At 67.2% G+C, this 23,380-nt stretch carries 22 protein-coding genes; 11 read left to right on the plus strand and 11 right to left on the minus strand.

Features of this window, described 5'->3' with window-relative positions; genetic code table 11:
- The first annotated feature begins 7 nt into the window (after window positions 1-7).
- From AC3ANW_RS17475 to AC3ANW_RS17495, 5 genes are all read left to right on the plus strand, one after another.
- Window positions 8-781, plus strand: a complete 774-nt coding sequence (locus AC3ANW_RS17475) for an ABC transporter permease (RefSeq protein ID WP_488342114.1) — start codon at window positions 8-10, stop codon at window positions 779-781.
- Window positions 781-1,251, plus strand: a complete 471-nt coding sequence (locus AC3ANW_RS17480) for a nucleoside deaminase (RefSeq protein WP_488342115.1) — start codon at window positions 781-783, stop codon at window positions 1,249-1,251. The genes AC3ANW_RS17475 and AC3ANW_RS17480 overlap by 1 nt, the downstream gene beginning before the upstream one ends.
- 111 nt (window positions 1,252-1,362) lie before the next feature.
- The gene (locus AC3ANW_RS17485) at window positions 1,363-1,845 is read left to right on the plus strand and encodes a DUF2844 domain-containing protein (RefSeq protein WP_488342116.1); all 483 of its coding nucleotides are present in this window, start codon (window positions 1,363-1,365) and stop codon (window positions 1,843-1,845) included.
- Window positions 1,846-1,882: 37 nt separating this feature from the next.
- Entirely contained in the window at window positions 1,883-3,163 is a 1,281-nt protein-coding gene (locus AC3ANW_RS17490; protein ID WP_488342117.1) for a DUF3443 domain-containing protein, read from the plus strand.
- Window positions 3,153-4,103 (plus strand): DUF2272 domain-containing protein, encoded by a 951-nt coding sequence (locus tag AC3ANW_RS17495; protein WP_488342118.1) that lies wholly within the window; start codon window positions 3,153-3,155, stop codon window positions 4,101-4,103. The genes AC3ANW_RS17490 and AC3ANW_RS17495 overlap by 11 nt, the downstream gene beginning before the upstream one ends.
- Window positions 4,104-4,122: 19 nt before the next feature.
- Here the strand turns inward: AC3ANW_RS17495 and AC3ANW_RS17500 are convergent, their stop codons facing one another.
- Together AC3ANW_RS17500 and AC3ANW_RS17505 are read right to left on the minus strand one after the other, a co-directional pair.
- On the minus strand, window positions 4,123-5,778 hold the full coding sequence (locus AC3ANW_RS17500; protein WP_488342119.1) for a tannase/feruloyl esterase family alpha/beta hydrolase: 1,656 nt from the start codon (window positions 5,776-5,778) through the stop codon (window positions 4,123-4,125).
- A 99-nt stretch (window positions 5,779-5,877) separates the two neighbouring features.
- The gene (locus AC3ANW_RS17505; RefSeq protein WP_488342120.1) at window positions 5,878-6,780 is read right to left on the minus strand and encodes a DUF72 domain-containing protein; all 903 of its coding nucleotides are present in this window, start codon (window positions 6,778-6,780) and stop codon (window positions 5,878-5,880) included.
- An 80-nt stretch (window positions 6,781-6,860) separates the two neighbouring features.
- Between AC3ANW_RS17505 and AC3ANW_RS17510 the strand changes: the two genes are divergently transcribed.
- Window positions 6,861-8,945, plus strand: a complete 2,085-nt coding sequence (locus AC3ANW_RS17510; RefSeq protein ID WP_488342121.1) for an ATP-dependent helicase — start codon at window positions 6,861-6,863, stop codon at window positions 8,943-8,945.
- Between the two features lie 22 nt (window positions 8,946-8,967).
- Here AC3ANW_RS17510 and AC3ANW_RS17515 read toward each other — a convergent pair whose 3' ends face one another.
- Window positions 8,968-10,293, minus strand: coding sequence for a hypothetical protein (locus AC3ANW_RS17515; RefSeq protein ID WP_488342122.1), 1,326 nt, complete (start codon window positions 10,291-10,293; stop codon window positions 8,968-8,970).
- 87 nt (window positions 10,294-10,380) lie between these two features.
- Between AC3ANW_RS17515 and AC3ANW_RS17520 the strand changes: the two genes are divergently transcribed.
- Window positions 10,381-10,707: a 2Fe-2S iron-sulfur cluster-binding protein gene (locus AC3ANW_RS17520; RefSeq protein WP_488342123.1), complete on the plus strand. Its 327-nt coding sequence runs from the start codon at window positions 10,381-10,383 to the stop codon at window positions 10,705-10,707.
- A gap of 1 nt (window position 10,708) precedes the next feature.
- On the opposite strand, the gene AC3ANW_RS17525 is transcribed toward AC3ANW_RS17520, so the two are convergent.
- The 6 genes from AC3ANW_RS17525 to AC3ANW_RS17550 form a co-directional block, all read right to left on the minus strand.
- On the minus strand, window positions 10,709-11,602 hold the full coding sequence (locus AC3ANW_RS17525) for a copper chaperone PCu(A)C domain-containing protein (protein ID WP_488342124.1): 894 nt from the start codon (window positions 11,600-11,602) through the stop codon (window positions 10,709-10,711).
- Window positions 11,603-11,639: 37 nt separating this feature from the next.
- On the minus strand, window positions 11,640-13,991 hold the full coding sequence (locus tag AC3ANW_RS17530; protein WP_488342125.1) for a TonB-dependent receptor: 2,352 nt from the start codon (window positions 13,989-13,991) through the stop codon (window positions 11,640-11,642).
- Between the two features lie 78 nt (window positions 13,992-14,069).
- Complete coding sequence (locus tag AC3ANW_RS17535; protein ID WP_488342126.1) at window positions 14,070-14,429, minus strand: hypothetical protein; 360 nt, start codon at window positions 14,427-14,429, stop codon at window positions 14,070-14,072.
- 43 nt (window positions 14,430-14,472) lie between these two features.
- Window positions 14,473-14,781 carry a hypothetical protein gene (locus tag AC3ANW_RS17540; protein WP_488342127.1) on the minus strand — a complete coding sequence of 103 codons (309 nt, stop codon included), beginning with the start codon at window positions 14,779-14,781 and terminating at the stop codon, window positions 14,473-14,475.
- 62 nt (window positions 14,782-14,843) lie between these two features.
- Window positions 14,844-15,587 carry a GNAT family N-acetyltransferase gene (locus tag AC3ANW_RS17545; protein WP_488342128.1) on the minus strand — a complete coding sequence of 248 codons (744 nt, stop codon included), beginning with the start codon at window positions 15,585-15,587 and terminating at the stop codon, window positions 14,844-14,846.
- Window positions 15,588-15,600: 13 nt separating this feature from the next.
- A complete protein-coding gene (locus tag AC3ANW_RS17550) occupies window positions 15,601-17,244 on the minus strand; it encodes an alpha/beta fold hydrolase (protein WP_488342129.1) in 1,644 nt (547 codons plus the stop codon).
- Window positions 17,245-17,433: 189 nt separating this feature from the next.
- Between AC3ANW_RS17550 and AC3ANW_RS17555 the strand changes: the two genes are divergently transcribed.
- Complete coding sequence (locus AC3ANW_RS17555; RefSeq protein ID WP_488342130.1) at window positions 17,434-17,730, plus strand: hypothetical protein; 297 nt, start codon at window positions 17,434-17,436, stop codon at window positions 17,728-17,730.
- A 21-nt stretch (window positions 17,731-17,751) separates the two neighbouring features.
- A complete protein-coding gene (gene arsC / locus AC3ANW_RS17560; RefSeq protein ID WP_488342131.1) occupies window positions 17,752-18,108 on the plus strand; it encodes an arsenate reductase (glutaredoxin) in 357 nt (118 codons plus the stop codon).
- Here arsC and AC3ANW_RS17565 read toward each other — a convergent pair.
- Window positions 18,020-19,018: a LysR substrate-binding domain-containing protein gene (locus AC3ANW_RS17565; RefSeq protein ID WP_488342132.1), complete on the minus strand. Its 999-nt coding sequence runs from the start codon at window positions 19,016-19,018 to the stop codon at window positions 18,020-18,022. The two genes, arsC and AC3ANW_RS17565, sit on opposite strands and share 89 nt — an antisense overlap.
- Window positions 19,019-19,137: 119 nt before the next feature.
- On the opposite strand from AC3ANW_RS17565, the gene AC3ANW_RS17570 reads away from it, so the two are divergent.
- The gene (locus AC3ANW_RS17570; protein WP_488342133.1) at window positions 19,138-20,124 is read left to right on the plus strand and encodes a Bug family tripartite tricarboxylate transporter substrate binding protein; all 987 of its coding nucleotides are present in this window, start codon (window positions 19,138-19,140) and stop codon (window positions 20,122-20,124) included.
- Window positions 20,121-21,320 (plus strand): M20 aminoacylase family protein, encoded by a 1,200-nt coding sequence (locus AC3ANW_RS17575; protein ID WP_488342134.1) that lies wholly within the window; start codon window positions 20,121-20,123, stop codon window positions 21,318-21,320. The genes AC3ANW_RS17570 and AC3ANW_RS17575 overlap by 4 nt, the downstream gene beginning before the upstream one ends.
- On the opposite strand, the gene AC3ANW_RS17580 is transcribed toward AC3ANW_RS17575, so the two are convergent.
- On the minus strand, window positions 21,317-23,323 hold the full coding sequence (locus AC3ANW_RS17580; protein ID WP_488342135.1) for a hybrid sensor histidine kinase/response regulator: 2,007 nt from the start codon (window positions 23,321-23,323) through the stop codon (window positions 21,317-21,319). The two genes, AC3ANW_RS17575 and AC3ANW_RS17580, sit on opposite strands and share 4 nt — an antisense overlap.
- Window positions 23,324-23,380: the final 57 nt, after the last annotated feature.

Genomic DNA, 23,380 nt, shown 5'->3' on the forward strand with positions numbered 1-23,380 from the left:
TCCGACCATGAGACTCAACAACAAACAGATGGAACGCTGGTCGCCCTGGCTGCTGCTGGTGGTGGTGCTGGCGCTGTGGCAGATCATCTGCAGCGCCTTCAACGTGTCGGAATTCATCTTCCCGAGCCCGGCGCGCATCGCGTCGCAGTTCATGGAATTCAAGATGATCATCGCCGGCCATGCCTGGCGCACCTTCTGGGTGACGATGGTGGGTTTCGGCATCGCCATCGTGGTGGGCGTGCTGCTGGGTTTCGTCATCGGAAGTTCGCGCCTGGCCTATGCGGCGGTGTACCCGCTGATGACCGCCTTCAACGCCCTGCCCAAGGCGGCCTTCGTGCCCATCCTGGTGGTGTGGTTCGGCATCGGCGTCGGCCCGGCCATCCTCACCGCTTTCCTGATCAGCTTCTTCCCGATCATGGTGAACATCGCCACCGGCCTGGCCACGCTCGAACCCGAACTCGAAGACGTGCTGCGCGTGCTGGGTGCCAAACGCTGGGACGTGCTGATGAAGGTCGGCCTGCCGCGCTCGATGCCCTATTTCTACGGCTCGCTGAAGGTCGCCATCACGCTGGCCTTCGTCGGCACCACGGTGTCCGAGATGACCGCCGCCAACGAGGGCATCGGCTACCTGCTGATCTCGGCCGGTTCGTCGATGCAGATGGGCCTGGCATTCGCCGGCCTGCTGGTGGTCGGCGCAATGGCGATGGCGATGTACGAGCTGTTCAGCCTGATCGAAAAACGCACGACCGGCTGGGCGCACCGCGGTTCGAACAACAGCTGATGACTCCCGACCAGATCGAGGCCGCCCTGCGCCGGGCCAACGGCGTCGCGCTGCGCGCCATGTCGTTGGGCCGCCATCCCTTCGGTGCGTTGCTGGTGGCACCCGACGGCGAAACCGTGTTGGCCGAGCAGGGCAACATCGACACGGTCAACCATGCCGAGTCGACGCTGTCCCGCACCGCCGCGTCGAACTGGCCGGCGGCCTATCTGGCGGACTGCACGCTGGTCACCACCTTCGAGCCCTGCGCCATGTGCGCAGGCACCGTCTACTGGGCGGGCATCGGTCGGGTGGTTTACGGCGCCGAGGAAAGCACCCTGCTGGCCCTGACCGGCAACCACCCCGAAAACCCCACGCTGGCCCTGCCCTGCCGCCAGGTGTTCGAGAGCGGACAGCGCACGGTCGAGGTGATCGGCCCGGTGGCGGCGCTGGCCGATGAAATGGCAGCGCCGCACCGGGATTTCTGGCGCTGAGGAAAGCCCCGCCGCCTACCGGTAAATCCGGAGTTTTCCGTCAACGGTCCATGCCAGAATCATTTTGACTGGCATCTTCCAGGCCATCTCAGCCACAGGACCCTGCTCACCATGGAACCAATCCTCCGCCCGCGACTGGCCGGCATGCTGGCCGCTTTCGCCCTTGCCGCGCCCATGTCCGCTTTCGCCACGCTGGGCAGCGACCAGGCCTCCATCGAGGCAGACCGGACGGCGATGGCCGGCACAGCCAACCCGGTGGTCAATGCGGCCGGGTACACGGTTCAGAGCTACACCCTGCCGTCCGGGACGGTGGTGCGCGAATATCTCTCAGGGGTCGGCAAGGTGTTCGCCGTCGGCTGGGAAGGCCCCTTCAAACCCGACCTGGGCCAGTTGCTGGGCGCCCGGCAGTTCGCGGCGGTCGACGAAGGCGCCCGCGAACGCAACCGCGAAGGCCGGCGCGGCCCGATGTCACTCAGGCCGGCCGGTGCCAGCAACCTGGTGATCGAATCCAGCGGCCACATGCGCGCCTTCACCGGCCGCGCCTGGCTGTCCGACCAACTGCCCACCGGAGTCGATGCCGATGCGATCCGCTGACACCCCTTCCCCGGTCTCGTCCGTTTCCTTCGCTCCCGTGGGCCAACGCCTGCGGGCACTGGCCCTGATGCTCTCGGCCAGTCTCCTGCTCGCCGCCTGCGGCGGCGGCGGCGGATCGGACACCCCTGCCGCGACGTCGACCACGCCGGCGGTCTCGTCGCCCGCCACAACCGCCCCGACCGGCACCAACGTGATGACGCTGGTGGTGGACAGCGGCCCCGCGGACGCCGGTCGCATCGCCAACGTGCCGTATGCCACCGTCACCATCTGTCCGCCGGGGTCGACCAGCAACTGCCAGACCATCGACCATGTGCTGGTCGACACCGGTTCCACCGGGCTGCGGGTGTTCGCGTCGGCACTGAGCAGCACGGCGGCCTTCCCGCCGGTCACCAACAGCGCTGCGGTGCCGTACGCCCAGTGCGCCACCTTCATCAACAGTTACACCTGGGGATCGGTGCGCAGCGCCGACGTGGTGCTGGGCGGGCTCGGCAGCTCGACCCTGCCGATCCAGGTGATGGCCGATCCCGCCTACCCCGCCGTACCGGCCGCCTGCAGCCGCACAGGCACGTCGCAGAACTCGGTCGCGCTGCTGGGTGCCAAGGGCATCCTGGGCATCAGCGGATTCGTGCAGGACTGCGGCAGCGCCTGCGCCAGCACCGCCATCAGCGCGGCTTACTACACCTGCAGCGGCGGCAGCACCGGAACCTGCACCCCGACCGCCGTGCCGCTGGCCCAGCAACTGACCAACCCCATCGCGCGCCTGCCCAGCGATAACAACGGCTCGATGATCCAGTTTGCGGCGGTTGCGAGCGCCGGCCAGGCGACCACGTCCGGTTACCTGGTGATGGGCATCGGCACCCGCGCCAACAACGCGGTCGGCGCGGCCACCGCCTATGGCGTCAACGGCAGCACCGGTTACCTGACGACCACTTACAACGGCCGGGTCTACAACCAGTCGGCCTTCGACAGCGGGTCGAACTTCTATTTCTTCAACGATGCGGCGATCGCCACCTGCGCCACGTCCGGCAGCACCGCCAGCGGAACCAGCACCAGCCTCTTCTATTGCCCGGCCAGCACACTCACGCTGTCCGCGGCGGTGGCGGGCACCAACGGTGCCAGCAGCACCGTGTCCTTCAGCATTGCGAATGCCACCAGCATGTTCAACAACACCAACACGGTGATTCCGAACGTGGGTTCGACCATCGGCTCGAACAGCGTCTTCCTGTGGGGCCTGCCCTTCTTCTACGGGCGCAATGTCTTCACCGCCATCCAGGGACAGGCCACGCCGCTCGGCACCGGGCCCTACGTTGCTTTCTGACGGGCTGCGCGCCTGCGTCTGCGGCCTGCTGGTCGGCCTGGCAACCGCCGTGCACGCCGACGACGGCGCGGCCCTGTGCGCCGCCACCGCCACCCGGCCCTCGGCCGATCCTCGCGCGGCTGCCCTGGTGGCACAGGCCATCGAACAGCACCGGCAATTCGGGCGGCAGGAAATCGACACCGAAGGGCGGCTGGTCCGCGCCGGACATGGCGAAGCCGAGTTCGACCGCAATGCCGGCGACCCCGAACCCGCGTGGCGCAAGGTGCAGCGTTTCTGGCAGGCCTATAAACCCGGCGGCGAGGCGCTGCGCATACGCGACAGCCACGGCCGCGGCCAGCGCGCCGACCTGCTGCGGCAGGCGGTGCAGGGCGCCAGCGCCGCACGGCTGGACAGCTTCGGCGGCGGCGAAACCCAGCTCGGCCTGAGTGCACGCGAGACCGATGCCATCCAGACATCGCTGGTGCGGACATCGCTGATCGACGTGCCGTGGTCCGCGGTGTTCGTCAGTTACCTGGTGCGCAGTGCGGGTTTCGAAGAAGGCGACTTCTTGTTCTCGGACGCCCATGCCGACTACGCCCGCAAAGCCTTCGCGGGCCTCGGTGCCTGGCGCGCCTGCGATGCCGCCGTCACGCCGCTGCGTCCGGGCGATCTGCTGTGCAACACCCGCGGCCGCGCCGCGACGATAGACACCTTCGGAGGCCTCGGCGAGACCCTGCGAGCCGGCGGTTCGTTGCCGATGCACTGCGATGTGGTGGTCGCAGCCGACGCGACAGCCCGGCAGGCCCGGACCATCGGCGGCAACGTGCTGCAGTCGGTCACCCTGCGCCGGCTCGAACTGCAGCCCTCGGGTGTGCTGTCGCCACGTTACCGCGACAACGCGGCATCGCCCGAAGGCAGCTTCAACGACCAGCCCTGGGTGCTGCTGATGCAGCTGCGTTGAAGCCGTTCGGGACGGTCTTTTACTGGCAGCTGAAACTGGCCGCGTCCTCGATGCTTCCCGATCCCTTGTAGTGCGCCTGCTGCGGATAGGGGCACAGCGGCCGGGTGCGGCCCGGCCAGGCGGTGGCGGGGCCTGCCTTGGCGACGATGGTGTCCGGCGCCACGCCTTTCTCCACCCAGTCGACCAGTGGCGCCAGCGAGTCGTAGAGGTCTGTGGACGGGCCGCCCGAATTGGAGCAGTGGTTCATGCCCGGCACCAGGTAAAGCCGCGCGAAGTCCCTGGTGGCGGTGATGCCGCCATTGGCCGCGGCCAGTTTCTCGTAATAGTCGATCGAGTCGTTGGCCGAGAAGATCGGGTCGCTGACGCCATGCACGATGAGCATCTTGCCGCCCCGGTTCCTGTAGGCCGTCACGTCGGTGGAGGTGGTGTTGTAGACCGCCGCATAGGCATCCATGCGGGCCGGATCGGTGTCGAAGTTGAAGTTGAAGTAGTCGAACGTGGGCGCCGCCGGAGTGAAGAATTCATACCGCATGGCGTCGGCCGCGATCAGTGTCTCGTCGCGCGCATTGCCGGTGGAAGTGGCCGAGGTGCCAAGGCGCCATTGCCGCCATCCGGCCGCCCCCACGCCACTGTCCCACGGCCAACTGGCATAGAGCATCTGGCCGGCCGCATTCTTCGGTCCGCCGAAGTCGCGTTTGAGCGCCGTCACCTGCGCGGCCGACAGGCAGCTGTCGTTCTTGGAACCCGTGCATTGAAGCACCGCCGGATCGAAACTGCAGGCCGCCGGATTGGCATGGACCATGCCGTCGACCACGCCGTCGAGGGCATCGCAGCGGGCCAGCACCGCGTTCGACACCAGGGTCATGTCGGTGCTGGACAAGGCCTGGCTGACGATGGGCGCACCGCCGCCATCGGTCGGTGCGATGCTGCGGTAGGTGTTCAACGCCCACACCGCCGCCACGCTGGCCTCCCGCGCCACCTTGATGGCCGGTGCGTTGGCGGCGATGCCGTCGAAGTACGAGGCGAATCGCTGCGGGAAAAGCATGGCCTGTCGCCCCCCGCCCGAACAACCGACGAAATACGAATGGTCCGGCCCCTTGCCGTAGGTCCTGTTGATCAGGTCCTTCGCTGTGACGGTCACCTTGTCGTAGGCGTTGTAGGCATGGTCGGTGCGGGCCTGCGGGTCCAGGCCGAAGGTGGCGTCGGTGCCTTGATGGCCACCATCGGTCGACACCACCGCATAACCCTGCGCCAGGCCGCCGGTCTGCAGGCCGGCGACGGATCCGCCTCCCGCCAGCGAACCCAGCGCGGCGGTGATGGCGCCGTCGTTGCCGCCGCCGCCCTGGAACAGGAACCGGCCGTTCCAGGCCTTGGGCAGCCGCAGTTCGAAACCGATGTAATAGGGCTTGCCATCGACGCCGGTGCGCGGATTGATGCGACCGGTCAGCAGGCAATGCGCCGGCAGCGTATTGCCGCTGACCACCGTTCCGGCTGCCACCGTGGTGGACGAGGTGATGGAGCCGGCGGTGACCGGCAGCGAAGCCAGCGATGCGCAGTCCCCGGTGAAGGCGGCCGCGACCGAGGCGGTGGGCCCGACGGCGACCTGCGTGTTGCCGCCGCCGCATGCGGCCAGAAGCAGGGAAAGGCTGGCAATGGGCCATGACTTGTTTTGCATCGACGGTCTCCTTGTTGCAAGACCTTGAAGTCTCGGACTGCGAGGCCGGCGTCCTGCCCTCCTAGAAGACGACAGGGTTTCGCCTGATACTGTGGCGGCTCAGCCCGGCCCTTGCGGTCCTTCCCACAGCGCGAGCAGGCGCCGCGCATTGACCTGGCCCTGGTCGCGATGGTTGGTGTTGAAGGTGGCGTGCACCTTGCCCACCTGGGCTTCGAGCTGGCGCAGCGGCGGCAGCATGCCGGCCAGTTCGGCATCGGAATAGAGGTATTGGAAACGCCCCGACGAAGCGCCGGAGCGGTTGTTCCAGGCTGCTACGTTGCGGCCATGCAGCCGCACCAGCGCCAGCCTTGGATGCGTCGCCTGCCAGACCGCCGGCACGCTGTTGTCGAAACCGCCCTGCGGCGCGTCGACCACCACGTTGACCACCTGCAGCGCACGCAGCATGGCCAGGGTGTCGTCCCGCTGGACACCGTCGAACCAGCTGCGGTGGCGGAACTCGAAAGCCACGGTGGCGCCGGCCATCATGTCGACGCAATGCTCCAGGTGGGCCCGCACCGCCGGGCCCGGCCTCACCGTGGGCGCGAACTGGAAAAGCACCGCGCCCAGCTTGCCGGCCGCCTGCAGCGGGTGCAGCGCGGTGCGGAAACGGAACCACAGTTCCTGCCTGACGTCCGTGGGCAGGCCGCGCCACAGCAGCGGATCGTTTGCGGCCACCTCGCCGCGCAGGTCCGCCGGCAATGACTGCAGCGGAACGGCATGACCGGTGAACGCACGGAAGGCCTTCACATCGAAAGTGAAATCGCCCGGAGTGCGTTCGGCCCATCGCTGAGCGTTGCGCACGCTGGGCAGGCCGTAGAAGCTGGAATCGACCTCGGTCAGCGGGAACTGCGTGGCGTAGTGACGTAGCCGGGCCTCGGCGGTACGGGCCTCGGGCGGATAGAAAAGGCCGCTGGCCAGCAGCGTCGGATCGGTCCAGGAGGCGGAACCGGCAAGCAGGGTCATGGTCGATACAACAGCGGATGGCGGTGGCCTGGATCGAAAGTCTGGATGAATATACAGTACGCAATTCGAGATCGAAACTCATGCCTTCCCTGCCAAAACCCCTGGCGTCCGCAGCGTCCGCCGCATTCGACGCCCTCAACCAACAACAGCGTCAGGCTGCAGAGTTCGGCAACGGCCCGCTGCTGGTGGTGGCCGGGGCCGGCTCCGGCAAGACCATGACCCTGGCCCACCGGGTGGCCCGTCTGGTGCTGAACGGCGCCGATCCCCAACGCATCCTGCTGCTCACTTTTTCGCGCCGCGCCGCCGCCGAAATGGAACGCCGGGTGGGCGCCGTGCTGCAGAAGGTGCTGGGCACGGCGGGGGTTCGTGGTCCGGCGCCGTCGCTGCCATGGGCCGGCACCTTCCACGGTATCGGCGCGCGGCTGCTGCGCGAACATGCCACGGCCATCGGCCTGGAAGAAAACTTCACCATCCACGACCGCGGCGATGCCGAAGACCTGATGGGCATCGTGCGGCACCAGCTGGGTTTCGGCAGCGCCACGGCCAAGCGTTTCCCCATGAAGGGCACCTGCCTGGGCATCTATTCGCGCTGCGTCAACACGCGCGCACCGCTGGCCGAGGTGCTGCGCGAGGCCTACCCGTGGTGTGCCGAATGGGAGGACGACCTGAAGAAACTCTTCGGCGCCTACGTCGATGCCAAACAGCAGCAGAACACGGTCGATTACGACGACCTGCTGCTGTTCTGGGCCGACATGGCCGCCGACCCGCAGATCGGGCCCTTGCTGGGCGAACGGTTCGACCATGTGCTGGTCGACGAATACCAGGACACCAACCGCCTGCAGGCCGCCGTGCTGCTGGGCCTCAAGCCCGACGGGCGCGGGCTGACGGTGGTGGGTGACGATGCGCAGTCCATCTATTCGTTCCGCGGCGCCACGGTACGCAACATCCTGGACTTCCCGGCGCAGTTCGACCCGCCGGCCACTGTCATCGCACTGGAGCGCAACTACCGTTCCACCCAGCCCATCCTGCAGGTCAGCAACGCGGTCATCAGCCGTTCCACCGAGCGCCACGACAAGCGCCTCTGGACCGACAAGGCATCGACCCGACGCGCCGAACTGGTGGTCGTACCGGACGAGCTGCAGCAGGCGCGCTGGGTGGCCGACCGCACGCTTGCCTTGCGCGAGGGCGGGCTGAAACTCACCTCGCAGGCCGTGCTGTTCCGCACCGCCAGCCACAGCGCCGCGCTGGAGCTCGAACTGGCCCGCCGCAACATTCCGTTCGTGAAATTCGGCGGGCTCAAGTTCCTGGAGGCCGCCCATGTGAAGGACCTGCTGGCGGTGCTGCGTCTTGCGCAGAACCCGCGCAGCCGGCTGGCAGGTTTCCGGGTGCTGCAGCTGCTGCCCGGGCTGGGCGCGGCCACTGCCACCAGGCTGCTGGACGCGATGGAAGCCAGTTCCGACCCGACGGCCGTCCTGGCGGGTTTCGTGCCCCGCCCGGCGCTTGCCGGCGACTGGGCCGCGTTCGCCTCGCTTTACGCCAGCCTGCGCGACGCCGCCCAGTCCACCTGGCCGGGCGATGCCGAACGGGCGCTGGCCTGGTACCTGCCGCACCTGCAGCGCATCCACGAAGACGCGGAACCCCGCAAGGCAGACCTGGAGCAGCTGGTGCGGCTGGCGGCCGGACATGCCTCCCGCGAACGGTTCCTGGCAGAACTCACGCTGGACCCGCCGGAAGCCACCAGCGACCAGTCGGGTGTGCCGCTGCTGGACGAGGACTACCTGATCCTGTCGACCATCCATTCGGCCAAGGGCCAGGAATGGACCTCCGTTTCCCTGCTCAACGTGGTCGACGGCTGCATACCGTCGGACATGGCCACCGGCAGCAGCGCCGAGATCGACGAGGAACGCCGCCTGCTCTACGTGGCCATGACGCGCGCCCGCGAACACCTGCACCTGCTGGTGCCGCACCGTTTCTATGTCACCCAGCAGACCCGCAGCGGCGACCGGCATCTGTACGCCGCGCGCAGCCGGTTCATCGACGAACGCGACCTGCTCGATTTCGACCAGGTGTTCTGGCCGCCGCCACCGCCGCACACGGCGGCCCCGCGGGCTGCGGCGCGGATGGAGACCGGTGTGCGGGAGCGCTCGCGCGCAACCTGGAGCTGAGACCGACGACCACCGTGCGGAGTCAGTCCGAACTGCGCGGCGTGTTCCCCATGTCGTAGATATGCAGGCTTGCGAATTCGGCCTCTTGCTGGGGTCCCCAGCCCGGCGGGGCCTCGTCGCCGCGCTGGATGGTCTGCCAGACCCTGTTGTCCGGGCGTTCGGCCACCCCCTGCTGGTGAGCGTCCCGGAACTGTTTCGTCAATCTCTCCCACGCCACATCGACCGGTGGAAAACGATAGGCCGCATGGGCATGGTGGAAGGACAGATGGGCCATGCTGCCGTCGTTGCTGCGACGCAGGACGATCATTTCCTCTGCCTCACGGGTGTCCTCATGGTATTCGCTCTCAAGGCCACCGAACGGCGGACACATCCACGGGTCCAGCACGATGTCCTGGCCGGTGCCGGGAAAGGACAGTTGCACGAAGACATGGTCCATGTCTCCCGCCTCCCGCATCCGCAGCGTGGCGCCCGGTGGCAGCAGGCCCTGGGCCAGGACGGCGCCGAACGAGCCGATGGCGTTCTCGTTGCAACGACCGCTGCCTGCGGCGATCACCCTGCGGTAGGCGTCTGGCGCGCAGGCCATGCTGTTGATGACGTCCTGTAGCGGGCGCTGGTCCCGATAAAGCGTGAACGCATGGGAGATGTATTTATTGCTCGCCCGCTTCTGGTTGGCGACGGTGCAGACGTCGTTCGCCCGGATCGCCTTCACGGTCTGCCGCGCCTTTTCGCGGTTGGCCGTATCGGAAGCCGCGTCGGTCCGGAATTCGGCGGCGGAAGGCAGGACCAGCGGCTCGGGGTCGTAGACCGGTGCAGCCGCAGACGCTGTCAACGGGGATGCGGGAACGGAGGAAAAGACAGGTTCGTCATCCGGCAAGGCGGGCCCGGATGACCGGTGAAACGCCGGGCGGATCCATGGCGAGGATTCGTCGCTGTCCGACGAAAACGACCCGGCGCTGCCGGGCTCCGACGACGATCCGCTGCCGTCATCGCTCTGCGCACTCAATCGACGGCTGCCGGTGCCGCCGGCGCCCGCGCTGTCGGTTGCCGAGGCAAGGGCGACGCAGGTGAAAAAATACGCAAAAAGACCGTGGCCGAGGCCGCCGGCGGGCCTGGCCGGAAGCATGGTTTCCAGCGGATGAGGGCTGGGTGAACACGAACTGTCTTCGTTGCAAGGAGAAGGAGGATCGCGGTCATCCACAAGGGGATTGGGGAGGACGCCGGTGGCGCCGGGCAAGCCGCGGATGATGGTATCTCCAGGAAGCATGGTGGTTTCTTGCAAAATAAATGAAGGCCCCGATCGTCGGCAACGGGACGGACGGCGCCACCAGGCTTCCGAAGCGACCACCACCCCGACGAAGCTGTTTTCGCTTCTGTTTTACTTCTGCACCCCTGCGCCTGGCGCGACCCGCTCCGGATTCAGCAAAAATGCCGGTCGATGGCCGATCAAGACATTTCCGCCGCAACGCACCGAAGCGACTGCACCTTCACCCTGCACATCAATCCCCAGGAATGGGCGGTGCCGCTGCCGGCCGAACTCACGTTGCTCCAGGCGGCAGAACAGGCCGGAATCGAACTGCCGAGCTCCTGCCGCAACGGCACCTGCCGGGCCTGCCTGTGTCGGATGACGGCCGGCAAGGTGTTCTACGAAATTCCCTGGCCAGGACTCAGCCGCGAGGAAAAAGCCGAGGGCTACGTGCTGCCCTGCGTGGCCCGCGCAGATGGCGACGTGGCGCTGATCGCTCCAGCGGCGCTTCGAATCTGAATCAATGTTTCATGCCAGGCATATGCTCCGTCGCCGCTGACGCGCCACCGGGGGCAGAAGCCAGCACCGGCAACTGCAGCTGCGCGGTGCTCTTGCGCCCCTCGGTATCGACGAACTGCAGTGTCACCGGAACCGTGGCCCCCACCGGCAATGCCTGCTTCAGCTGGGTCAGCATGAGGTGATAACCACCCGGCTTCAGTTCGACCGCCTGGCGCGCCGGCAGGTCCAGGCCCGGCAGCGGACGCATGCGCATGACGTCGCCGTCCATCTTCATTTCATGCACCTCGGCCAGGCCTGCATCGGGCGTCGAAACACCCACCAGGCGGCCACCCGAAGGCGCGGTGATCTTCATGAAGGCACCGGTGCCGCTCTGGCCCTTGACCGCGGTGCGGACCCAGGCGTCCCGCACATCGACCGGCGCCACGCCGGCCGCCAGCACCTCCAGCCGGGCAGCGGGGAAGGCGGGTTTGTCGTCCGGATTGGCCGGCAGCTGCGCCCAGTCGGCCGCACCCTTGTCGCAGCTCTGCAGCACCTTGAAGAACAGGCTGCCGGGCTTGTCGGTCAGCTGGCCGCGCACGATGAATTCGGCACGTTCGCCTTGCGGCAAGGCGTTCTGCGGACGCTCCGCTTTCCAGGTGACGGTGCGACCCGCCGTGGCGGCCGACCAACCCTCGCGCGGCAAGGCCGACTGCAGGCTGAAACCCTCCGGCAACTGCACCGCGACGGCGTTGGTGGAAGTGGAACCCTGGCAGGGATGACCCACACGGAAAGCGGCGTCATAACGACTGCCTGCGGTGGCTCCGCCGGGCGGCAGGACGACGTGGGCGATGGCGGCAGCGGAAGTGGCCGCGAAGACGGATGCGGCCATCGCGGCCCTGAGGATGGAAGAAGACATGTTTTTCAACTCCGATGGATGAGGAAGATCGCCAGATTCAAAGATCCCATTTCAGCTCGGCCGTGTAGCTGCGCTGAGGGTAGGGATGAAAGTTCCAGTACTGGTAGTTGTTGAGGTTGTCGATACCGAAGGCTGCCGACCACTGGCGGGCAATCTGGTAGCGCACCCGCAGGTCGGCGGTGAAGAACCGGCTCACGCCCTGGTAGGTGAATCCGTTCACGTCGCTGTTGTCCAGCGTGCGGTATTGCCTGCCGCTGTAACGCGCACCCAGGCTGACGCTCCACTGCGGGTCGATGCGATAGCTGGCCAGCACCGTCGCCCGCCACCTCGGTATGTTGGGCTGCTGTTTGCCGATGGTGTCGCCCGGCATGGCCACGAAACCGGCGTTCTCCTTGATGACCGAATGTGCATAGGTCACGCTGCCGCCGAGGTCGAAACCACGCACCCCGACATCGCTGCCGTTGAGCGCCGTTTCCAGCCCCTTGGTGGCCACCCTGCCGATGTTCTGCACCCGGCTGACGTTTCGGTTGGCGGCGGTGTCGTAGAGCGTCTGCGAATAGAGCGCGTCGCGGGTGTCCTCGGCAAAAAAGGTCAGCCGCGCCAGTGCATTGCCCAGGTCTTTCTCGGCGCTCAGCTCGCCCGTCCACGATCGTTCCGGCCGCAGGTTGGGGTCGTTGACATACAGCGAATTGGTGGTCGACGTGGCACCGTAAAGCTCGGACACCGTGGGCATGCGCACCGCCCGGCCCACCGAGGCCTTCAGCACCGTGTCCGGCAGCGCCTGCCAGGACAGGGCGGCCTTGGGCGAGAAATGGTTCTCGCTGCGTTCCGGATAGGCCAGCGTGCTGGTCGACGAAAACGCGGTGCTGCCATTGCGGGCCTGCCAGTGTTCGGCCCGGCCGCCCAGCACCGCCTTCCAGCGCGGCGCCAGTTTCCAGCTGTCCTGCGCCCAGAAGCTCTGCAGCCGGGTGTCACCCCTCACCTGGCTGGCCAGCGAACCGGCGCCGTCGGCGAGGTAGTTTCCGGCGATGTTCGAGGTGGTGTAGCGCAGCCGGTATTGCTCCTGCTGGAAACCGAAGTCGACGATGTGCGTGCCGGCCATGCCGTCGGGCCGCCAGGTCCCTTTCAGCGCCAGCGTGTTCCAGCCGGTGCCGCTGCCGTCGGCCAGTGTGCCGGTGCCGCCGTTCAGCGCGGCCGGCTGCGGATTGCCGGCGGCGTTCTGGCGTTTGTCGTCGCGCTTGTAGTCGTACAGGCTGGCAGCCACTTCCCAGTCGAAGACGCCCTGGGTATGGCTCTTCAACGACAGCCCGTGTATGACATGCATCAGGTTTTCGCGGGTCACCGCGAAGTCTCCGCCGCCGAGCGCCTGCGAGCCGGTATAGGCCGTTCCGCCGATGTTGACCGCACCGCCATAGACGGCGTTGCCGGCGCTGTCGCGCAGCGAGGAAACCGAATTGCCGGCAGATGTGTTCTGCCAGAGCCCCAACACGTAGCTGGCGCGGACGGTGGGCGTGATGTCGTAGGCCAGCTTGGCTTTCAGGTGGTCCTGCCGGGTGTCGTATTGCGTGCCCGAACCCAGCACATACCAGGGCGCGCCGGTGGGGCTGGCGCCGGTGCCTGCACCGGTCACCGGCGTGCCTGCAGCGCTGGCGCTGCCGGCGCTTTTCAGCCGGGTGGCGAAAGTCAGCGGCTGGCCCTGGCTGTCGGTTCGGTTGACGTTGAGCCACCAGGCCCAGTCACCGTTCCTGTCGCCCAGCGATGCGCTGGTCTGCCAGGCCCGGAAGCTGCGCTCGTTGCCGTAAAGGCTGGATGGCTGAGTGGTGTAGCCGACCTTGGCATGGGCTTCGAACTTCGTCGGCATGCGGGTGACGTAGTCGACCACCGCGCCCACCGAATTGCCCGGATAGGCGGCCGAGAACGGCCCGTACATCACGTCGACCCGCTCGATTTCCTCGGGTGTGACCAGGCCCCAGCGCGGCGGGAACGACAGCCCGCCGACGCCGTTGCCGAGGAAGTTCGACAGCAATATGCCGTCGGCATAGACCGCCGACCGCGCGCTGTTGCCGGTGCCCGAAGCCCGGCTCGAAAGGATGGCGTGGTTGTAGTCGCCGATATAGCGTTTGCGCACCAGCAGGCTCGGAAAATACTTGAGCGCATCCTCGCTGTCGGTGGCGTTGATGCTGCGTTCGACCTGCTCGCGGGTGATGCCCTCCATGGTGGTGGGAATCTGCGTGGGCAGCGAGGTCGGCTGGCCACCGTTGACGGTGACCACGCCCAGGGTCTTGATGGGTGCGTCGGGTTCGCCCTGTGCAGACGCCGTCGGAACGGCGAAGGTGAATGCACAGGGGAAGGCCAGCGCCAAGGCGCGGACCAGGGATGTTCTGTCCATGGAAATCGGTCTCCTGAAACCGGCGCGAACGCCGGGGCTCCGCACCGGGCTGTTCGGCCGGGCGCGGGACTGCTGATTTCAGGAAACGCGGGGCGGCCCGCGCGCCGGCAGCGGCGCGGCGGTGATGGCCGCGATGCGGGCTGCCGGAATGGCGCGCAGCACATAGGCCAGCGGCTGCGGCGGCACGGATGCCAGGGCCGGGACCGAAGGTGGCGGTGCGCCGCCGGGGGCGCACAGCGGGCAGTCCATGCTGGCGGCGGAAGATTCGGCGCCGCCGTCGGTCTTCTTGATGAGCTTTGCGGTGCCGGCGCCCGAACACACCAGTTCGAACGAAACGGACGGATGCACCAGCGGCGAAGCCACTGCCGCGCCCAGGTACGACACGAACCACGCCAGCACGAAGCGGGCGATCAGTCGGGCGGTGCGCTGGGCGATCATGGACGGGGATTATGGGTGAATCACGCGGGTCGGTGACCTGGGTTCACATGTCTTCCATGTCCTGGAGGCCGTCGCCAGTGGCTTCGTGGATGGCATCGGTGGTGTTCAGGGCGTGCTGGGCGATGTAATCCAGGTTGCCTGCAATGACCGGCAGCGTGTAGGTGCCGGACACGATGCCGCGATACCAGATTTCCGCCGCGATCATGTGCGGCGCCATGCCTTCGACCGCGCCCACCAGGCAGTCGGCCAGCGAGGCCAGGCCGGCGTCGGAATACAGCTCTTCGGCCTCGTAGACCACCCGGTATTCATAGAAGCCGGCACGGCTGCCTTCGATTTCGATCCGCACGATCATGCGACGTTTCCTTCCGTTTTCAAGGTGAGCATTCTCGCGGACGTTCAGGGTTCTCGCCGGTTTCAAGCAGCGGTCGGCGGCATGCGGTAGTGGTAACCGTAGACGTCCTCGAAACCCAGCCTGGCATACAGCCGGCGCGCACCCTGGTTCTGCTCGCGCACCTGCAGGTAGCCGGCCGACGCGCCCTGCGCCTTTCCCCAAGCCATCAAGGCGCGCATCAGCATGCTGCCGTGGCCCTGCCCCCGATGGGCCTGCGCCACCACCACGTCGTAGAAACCGACCGCTTCGCGCTCGACCACCGCCAGGGCAAAACCGATGGCCTCGCCCTGGTGGCGCAGTGTGGCGAAACCGCAGGGCAAGGCGATGGACCGCACCATCGCATGGTGAACCGCCTGGTCGGCCGGGCGCACGCCGTTGGCCAGGGCGAAGCCGTCCAGCCATGCGTCGGTCGCGGTGGACGTCACCGCCACCGCATCGGTCGATGCCGTCGACGTCAGCGCGATGCGGGCCACCTGCGAAGGATCGAAAAAGGTGTAGCCGGCCCGTTCGAGCGCCCTGTCGGCATCGGGCAAGGCCAGTGGCGACAACCGGAAGATGCAGGGCAACCCGTGGCGGCGGTACAGCGCTTCGGCAGCCTCGCGCGCACCTTCCAGGGAGGCACCCGCGACAGCCGCATTGACCGAATTGGCGCGTTTGGTGAAACCACCGTTCAGGCGGCAGACCCAGCCGTCGATCAGCAAGGTGCTGCGAGCGGGCCAGGCATTGAAGCCGCGTTGTTCCAGGGATGCGATGTCGGCGAAATCCATCCCCGGATTCTCTTCACTTCTTCGGGGCCGAAGACGGCTCCCACGAATCCGGCGTGGTGGCCACCAGGCTTTTCAGGTCGGTCCAGGGTTTGGCGCCCGGCACCGTCGTGCCGCCGACGATGGCGACCCTGGCGAAGGCCACCATGCGTTCGCGCAGATAGGCCTTGTCGCTCTCCGGCCAGGTCTCCATGGAATGCGGCGCGCGGGCGACCACGATCTCCCGTGCACCCGGGATCCGGTCATAGGCGGCGATGGTGCCTTCCAGTGTCTCCGCCCGGTCCCACAGGCCCTTGCCGAAGAACGCGGCAGGCCACCTGGGCATGCCGGCCAGCGGGGCGGAGTTGGGATAGAACAGGATGTGGTGGTCCAGCGCCATGCCACCCAGGAACAGGTTGCGGTCGGCCAGATCCGGCGATGCGGGCAGGTAACCCGCGCCGCTGGCGAAGGACGACAGCAGGATCGCGCCGCGGATGTTCTGCCGTCCCTTGGCGGGCACGCATTCGGGCGTCGGCATGTCGTAGCTGCACGACTCGGAGAAGTTCCTGGTCATCGCCCATGCGGTCGACATCGAGCCGCGCGAATAGCCCGCCAGCAGCATCGGCAACCGGGTGAAGCGTTGCCCGCCCGCCAGCCTGCCGACCGCGGCTTCGCCCTGCAGCAACTGGCCCTGCGGGGTCAGCAGCCGCATGCCGCGCCCGCTGTCGAGTTGCTCCAGCACCCTGAACACGTCTTCGCCCTGTTCCAGTGTGTTGGTGTCGCTGAAACCGCCCGAAATGCCCTCGCCGCGCCGGTCGTAGGCCAACACGTCGAAACCTGCTTCGTTCAGCGCCTGCAGGTTCTGCCGGTACCAGCGCTGGCCCATGGTTTCGGTGGTGGCATTGGGGAACTTGAAGTCCACCGTCTTGCCGGTCGCGGGATCGATGCGGTAGGCCTGTTCGTCGGGATGCTGGATCGCCGTCAGCTGGCCGCCGCCGCCCGGCGCGAACACCACCAGTGCACGCATGCGTCCGCCCCTGCCGTCGTCCACTCCGGTGCCTTCGACGTACCACCCACGCAGGTGGATCGGGTCGGTCATTTTCAGGTCGATGCGTTCGAAGGTGTCGCGCGGCACGGTGAACTCGACGATGGAGGTGCGGCTGTCCGCCTGCGCGATCCCCTCGCGGTACGGCTCCCTGGCGAAGAACGCCGGACGCCGGATGTCGGCCAGGTTCACCGCCTGTTCGGGATCGATGCGGCCGGACGGATCGACCGTGCCGGTGGAACGGGTCGAGCGCGCCTTGTTGGGCGGCAGCCAGCGCTGCATCTGCGCATCCACCCGCTGGAAACACGCCGCGTCGGCCTTGCAGGCCAGCCAGCGTTGCTTGATGCGGGCATCGGTGAATTCGTCGACGTAGTAGTCGCCGACATATCCCGGAGCCGGCCGGTTGGCACTGACGCCGAGTGGTACGCAGACGGTCGCGCCGCCGGCCTGCGGCAGCAGGTAACCCGGCATTTGCTGGTTACGGTCGGTGCCGACCCAGGCGGTGCAGTCGGTGGCGGGCGGCGCGGCGCGGGCCACCCGGCCCGGCGTGGTGCCGGCGCATCCGCTCAGCACGACGACCAGCGCGGCAGCGGCGGCGGCCATGCCGCGTGAAAGGAAGGCGGAAGGAACAGGCATCGACATGTCTCCGGTCAGCCGGCCTCGATCGGGCCGATCCCGCGAGTCTTGCCCGGCTGCCTGTCAGTTGGCTGTCCGTCACGTCCGGCAAAACCCGCAAGGCGGCGCCGGCCAGCGTTGCACCAAGTAACCCCGGGCGCGGCAAAGCCTCCTATCTTCGGCAACCTGAAAGCCATCCGGAGAGAAGAATTGCTGCCCCTGCCCTTGCTGATCGCCGCCGTCAAGGCCCGCAAAGCCGTGTCTTTCGTATACCGCGGCGCACGCCGCACCATCGAGCCGCATGCGGTCGGCATCGGCCATGACGGCGGTGCCTGGATCAGCGGCTGGCAAACAGTCGGAAGGGAACTCATGCCCGGGCAGGACTGGGTGTATTGCAGCGTGGATGCGGTCGAATCGGTCGAGGTGACCCCCACGCATTTCAAGCGAGCCAGGCCGGGATACAGTCGTGAGGATTCGCGCTTCCAGCGCTTTTTTGCTGCCGTCTGAAGGCAGCCCCGCCCCCTCGCCATGAACACGATCTATCACAACCCCGCCTGCGGAACCTCGCGCAACGCGCTCGCATTGCTGCGCGAAACCGGCGAAGAACCGACCGTCATCGAATACCTGAAGACGCCCCCAGACCGGGCCACCCTGAAACGCCTGGCCGCCGACAGTGGCGAACCCCTTCGTGCCTTGCTGCGCGACAAGGAAACACTGGTGCAGGAGTTGGGCTTGCGCGACCCTTCTCTCACCGACGACCAGCTGATCGACGCCATGCTGGCGCACCCGGTGCTGATCAACCGGCCGATCGTGGTGACGCCGCTGGGAACCCGTCTTTGCCGGCCGGCGGAACGGGTATCCGAGATACTGCCGCAGCGCGCGTGACCAGCGCCTTTTCGCCCGCCTCGGTCAACCGGGCCTGCGCCTCCACCCAGGCCACGAAAGCCTGCCGGCCGGTGGTCGGCGGCAGCAGCGAATCCACGCACATGAAGTAGCCGCGCCCGGTCGAGACCGGCAGGTCGAAAGGCACCACCAGTTCGCCGCGGGCCAGTTCCTTTTCGACCAGGCAGGGCTGAGTGATGGCGATCCCTGCCCCGGCCTTGGCGGCGAACGCCAGATTGATGCTCAGGTCGTAACCCGGGCCCAGCCGAGGTGGCGCGGGCAACCCGGCGAGGTTGGCCCAGCGCGCCCAGTTCTCAGGAAAGTTGGTGTGGTGCAGCAGCACTTCGCCCCACAGGTCGGCTGGCTCCTTCAGGCGCGCCAGCACCTCGGGCGCACACACCGGCACGATGTCGCGGCCCAGCAGGTAGACCACCGACAGGCGCGCCGGCCAGCGGCGTCGCGGACGTTTGACGTCGATCCAGATGTCTACGTCGTCGCGGCTGAAATCCTCGTCGTGCCGGAACTGCCGCATCTCGATGTCGATGTCCGGATGCAGTGCCCGGAACAGCGGCAGCCGCGGCATCAGCCACTGCGTGCCCAGCGTCGGGATGACACTCAGCCGCAGCCGGTTGACCAGGCGTGGCTGCTGGAAGATCGCGGTGGCCGATTCCAGCGCCATCACATGGCGCTCGGTCAGCTGGCGTAGCTGCCGGCCCTGCTCGCTCAGCACCACACCGCGCGGCGAACGTTCGAACAGCTGGCAGCCGCCCAGGTGCTGTTCCAGCCGCTGGACCGCCCGACTGACCGCGGCCTGCGTGACACACAGAACTTCGGCAGCCTGGCGGAAACTTCCGAGCCGACAGACGGCCAGGAAAGCATGCAGCTCGACCAGCGAAGGAGAATTCAGCTTCATTACGGTTATTACATCATGTCATCACTCGGCATGATTTTGTCGTTTGCCGGCCCGGTGCGGCATGCCTACCCTTCGCGGCTTCGATCCAGTTTCCAGTTCTTGCCGAACCGTTTCCGACCATGACCATCGACCGCCGCCAGTTCCTATCCGCCACCGCCGCAGGCAGCCTCGCCGGCCTGTGCCTGCCAGCCCTGGCCGCCGACAAATATCCCAGCCGCCCGATCAACCTGGTGGTGCCGTTCACGCCTGGCGGTTCGGTCGACGTCTCGGGCCGCCTCATCGCCGACCGGCTGGCCCGAGTGCTGGGCCAGCCGGTGGTGATCGACAACCGCGGCGGCGCGGGAGGCGCCATCGGTTCGACCTATGTCGCCAAGGCGCCTGCCGACGGCTACACCCTCATCGTCACCTCGCAGAGCACCCATGTGGTCAACCCGGCGATGAACCCGAAGCTGCCTTATGACGCGGTCAACGACTTCGCCTGCATCACCCTGATCAGCCGCCTGTCGAACGTGCTGCTGTGCAACGCCGACCTGCCGATCCGCAACTTCGCGGAGTTGGTGAAATATGCCCGCGCCAACCCCACGGCGCTCAACTACGCCAGCGCCGGCACCGGTTCGGTGTCGCACCTGAGCATGGAACTTCTGAAGAGCCAGGCAGGCATCCCGATGGCCCACATCCCCTACCGCGGCGCCGGCGTCGCACTGTCCGACCTGCTGGGCGGCCAGGTGCAGCTGACCTGGAACAACCTGTCGTCGAACCTGGGCAACATCCAGAACGGCAAGCTGCGCGCGCTGGCCGTGGCAGCGCCCTCGCGTGTGCCGCAACTGCCGGAGGTGCCGACCTTCGCCGAACTGAAACTGCCCGACCTGAACCTGAGTTCGTGGAACGGCCTGGCCGCCCCCGCCAGGACGCCCGACGCCATAGTCCAGCAGCTCTACCAGGCCACCCGCAAGATCCTGGCCGAACCAGCGACCCAGGCCGTCTGGGTCGAGAAGGGAATGATCGTCCCCGAAGACATCTCGCCGAAGGCTTACGCCAAGGAAACGCAGGAACGCATCAAGTTCTATCAGCGCATCGCGCGCGACAACCACATCACGATGGAATGACCGTGGCGGCAACCGAAAAAAAGAACCTGACGCAGCTCGTCGACCTGCAACCGCTGCACGATGAACTGGCCAGCTTGCGCCACCATATCCACCAGCACCCCGAACTGGCTTTTGCCGAACACCAGACCTCCGCACTGGTGGCCGGCAAGCTGGAAAGCTGGGGCTACGACGTCACCCGCGGCATCGGCCGGACCGGGCTGGTCGCCACCCTGAAAGTGGGCGACGGCGCCAGGCGCCTGGGCCTGCGTGCAGACATGGACGCACTGCCCATCCAGGAAGACACCGGCCTGCCCTACGCCAGCGGCACGCCCGGCCTGATGCACGCCTGCGGCCACGACGGCCACACCACGATGCTGCTGGGCGCGGCGCAGCATCTGGCCGCCACCCGCAACTTTTCCGGCACGCTGAACCTGATCTTCCAGCCGGCCGAAGAGCGCGGGTTCGACAGCGGCGGCAAGGCGATGGTCGAGGACGGACTGTTCGAACGTTTCCCCTGCGACATGGTGTTCGCCATGCACAACCATCCGGGTGCACCGCAAGGCCACCTGATGACCCGCGCCGGCGCCTTCATGGCGGCCGGCGACCGGGTGTTCATCACCCTCAAGGGCGTCGGAGGCCATGCGGCGCGCCCGCACCTGGCGGTCGATCCGCTGGTGGCGGCAGCGGCGGTCGTGATGGCGCTGCAGACGGTGGTGTCGCGCAACATCGACCCCGCCGAATCGGCAGTGGTCACCGTCGGACGGCTGCGGGCGGGCGACGCGCTGAACGTGATCCCCGACGAGGCCGAGATCGGCATCAGCGTGCGGTCGTTCAGCCCGGCCGTGCGGGAGCTGATGAAGGAACGCATCACCACGCTGGTGCACTCGACCGCCCAGGCCTACGGCACCACCGCCGAGATCCGCTACATCGCCGGCTATCCGGTGGTGGTGAATGCGGCCGAGGCAGTGGCGCTGGCTGCCGCGGTGGCAACCGAACTGGTGGGAGAGGGCCAGGTCGACACCGAGTTTCCGCGCCTTATGGGCAGCGAGGACTTCGCCTACATGCTGCAGGCCTGCCCCGGTGCACTGGTGCGTATCGGCAACGGACCGGCGCAGGGCGGACGCGGCCTGCACAACCCCCGCTACGACTTCCACGACGGCAACCTGACGGTGGGAGCCGCTTTCTGGAGCCGGCTGGCGGAGACTTTCCTGGCCTAGGCCTTCGCTGTCAGCCGCTGGTCCAGCAGGCGGCGGATCTTCTGCGCCAGCGCATCCTGCGTATAAGGCTTGCCAAGCAGTTCGACGCCGGCATCCAGACGGCCTCCGTGCACGATGGCGTTCTGGGTGTAGCCCGAGGTAAACAGCACGGCGACGTCGGGCTGGCGTTCACGCGCCTGGCGGGCCAGTTCGGGGCTGCGCAAGGAGCCGGGCATCACCACGTCGGTGAAAAGCAGGTCGATGGCGATGCCGCTTTCGACGATGGCCAGCGCCGACGCCGCATCGCGCGCCTGCAGCACCCGGTAGCCCAGCTGGCCGAGCAGTTCGACCACCGTGGCGCGCACGTCGTCGTCGTCTTCGGCGACCAGGATGGTTTCTTCACCACCCACCATCGCCAGCCTGGCTTCCACCGGCCGGGCATCTTCGGCCTGCTTCACCCTCGGCAGGTACATCTTCACGGTGGTGCCGTGGCCCAGTTCGCTGTAGATCTTGATGTGGCCGCCCGACTGCTTGACGAAACCGTAGACCATCGACAAACCCAGGCCGGTGCCCTTGCCCTCGGCCTTGGTCGTGAAGAACGGGTCGAACACCTTGGCCAGCACCTCCGGCGGCATGCCGCTGCCGGTGTCGGTCACCGCCAGCATGACGTACTGGCCGGCCGTCACTTCGTCGTGCTGGCGCACATAGGCTTCGTCGAGCGAGGCGTTGCCGGCTTCGATGGTGAGCTTGCCGGCGCCGTCCATCGCATCGCGTGCGTTGATGGCCAGGTTGAGCAGTGCGTTCTCGACGTGCGACGGGTCGGCCAGGGTGTTCCACAGGCCACCGGAGACGATGGTCTCGATCTCGATCGACTCGCCCAGGCTGCGGCGCAGCATGTCGTCCATGCCGGACACGAACCGGCCGATATTCACCACTTTGGGCTCCAGCGGCTGCCGGCGGGCGAAAGCCAGCAGTTGGCTGGTGAGTTTGGCGCCGCGGGCCACGGCCGCCAGGGCGTTGGTGACGTGTTTTTCGCCGCGCTCGTTGCCGGCGTTCAGGCGGGCCAGCAGTTGAAGATTGCCGGACACCACCTGCAGCAAGTTGTTGAAGTCGTGCGCCACGCCGCCGGTCAGCTGGCCGACGCTTTCCATCTTCTGCGACTGGTAGAGCGCTGCCTCGCTGCGTTTGAGGGCATCGCTGGCTTCACGTTCGGCGGTCATGTCGCGGCCGACCGCGTGGATGCGGCCTTCGTCGCGCACCGCCGTCCACATGAGCAGGCGGGTGCTGCCGTCCTGGTGCAACGCGTGGCCTTCGAAACGCACGGTGGTGACGCCCTCGTCGAAACGACGGAGCTCGGCCGCGACGGTGGCGCGATCGGCAGCCGCCTGCAGCGACAGAAAGTCACGGCCCTGCAATTTGGCCGCCGTCCAGCCCAGCACGCTGGTCCAGGCAGGATTGCCGGTCAGCACCCTGTGATTGCCGTCCAGCACCGTCATGACGTCGGTCGAGAGGCGCCACATGCGGTCACGGTCGGCCGTGCGTTCAGCCACCTGCCTGGCCAACGAATCCGCGAACTGGCTCAACTGGCGCTGGGCCGCCACCTTGGCGGTGGTTTCGATCACCGTGTCGATCATGCCGCAGACATTGCCCGCCTCGTCCCTCACCGGGCTGTAGCAGAAGGTGAAATGCGCCGGCTCCAGAAAACCGGAGCGGTTCACTTCAAGCGGAAAGTCCTCGACATAGGTGGCCTCGCCGCCGTAGGCACGCTTGACCACCAGCGCCAGGGTGTCCCAGACCTCCGACCAGACGTCCGAAAACGGCCGACCCAAGGCTTCGGGTTTGCCCCCCAGGATCGGCCGGAAGGCGTCGTTGTAGATGGTGATCAGCGCCGGCCCCCACACCAGGCACTTGGGGAAATGGGAGGCCAGGATCATGTCGGTGGCGACACGCAGGCTGGCCGGCCAGGATTCGATGGCTCCCAGCGGCGTGGCCGACCAGTCGAACAACCGCACCTGCTCGCTCATTATTCCGCTACAGGCGGGAAAGTCGGTCGAGATACCGGAGCGTTGAGCGGATGATGA

The organism is Xylophilus sp. PBN-3R (genome assembly GCF_057747805.1).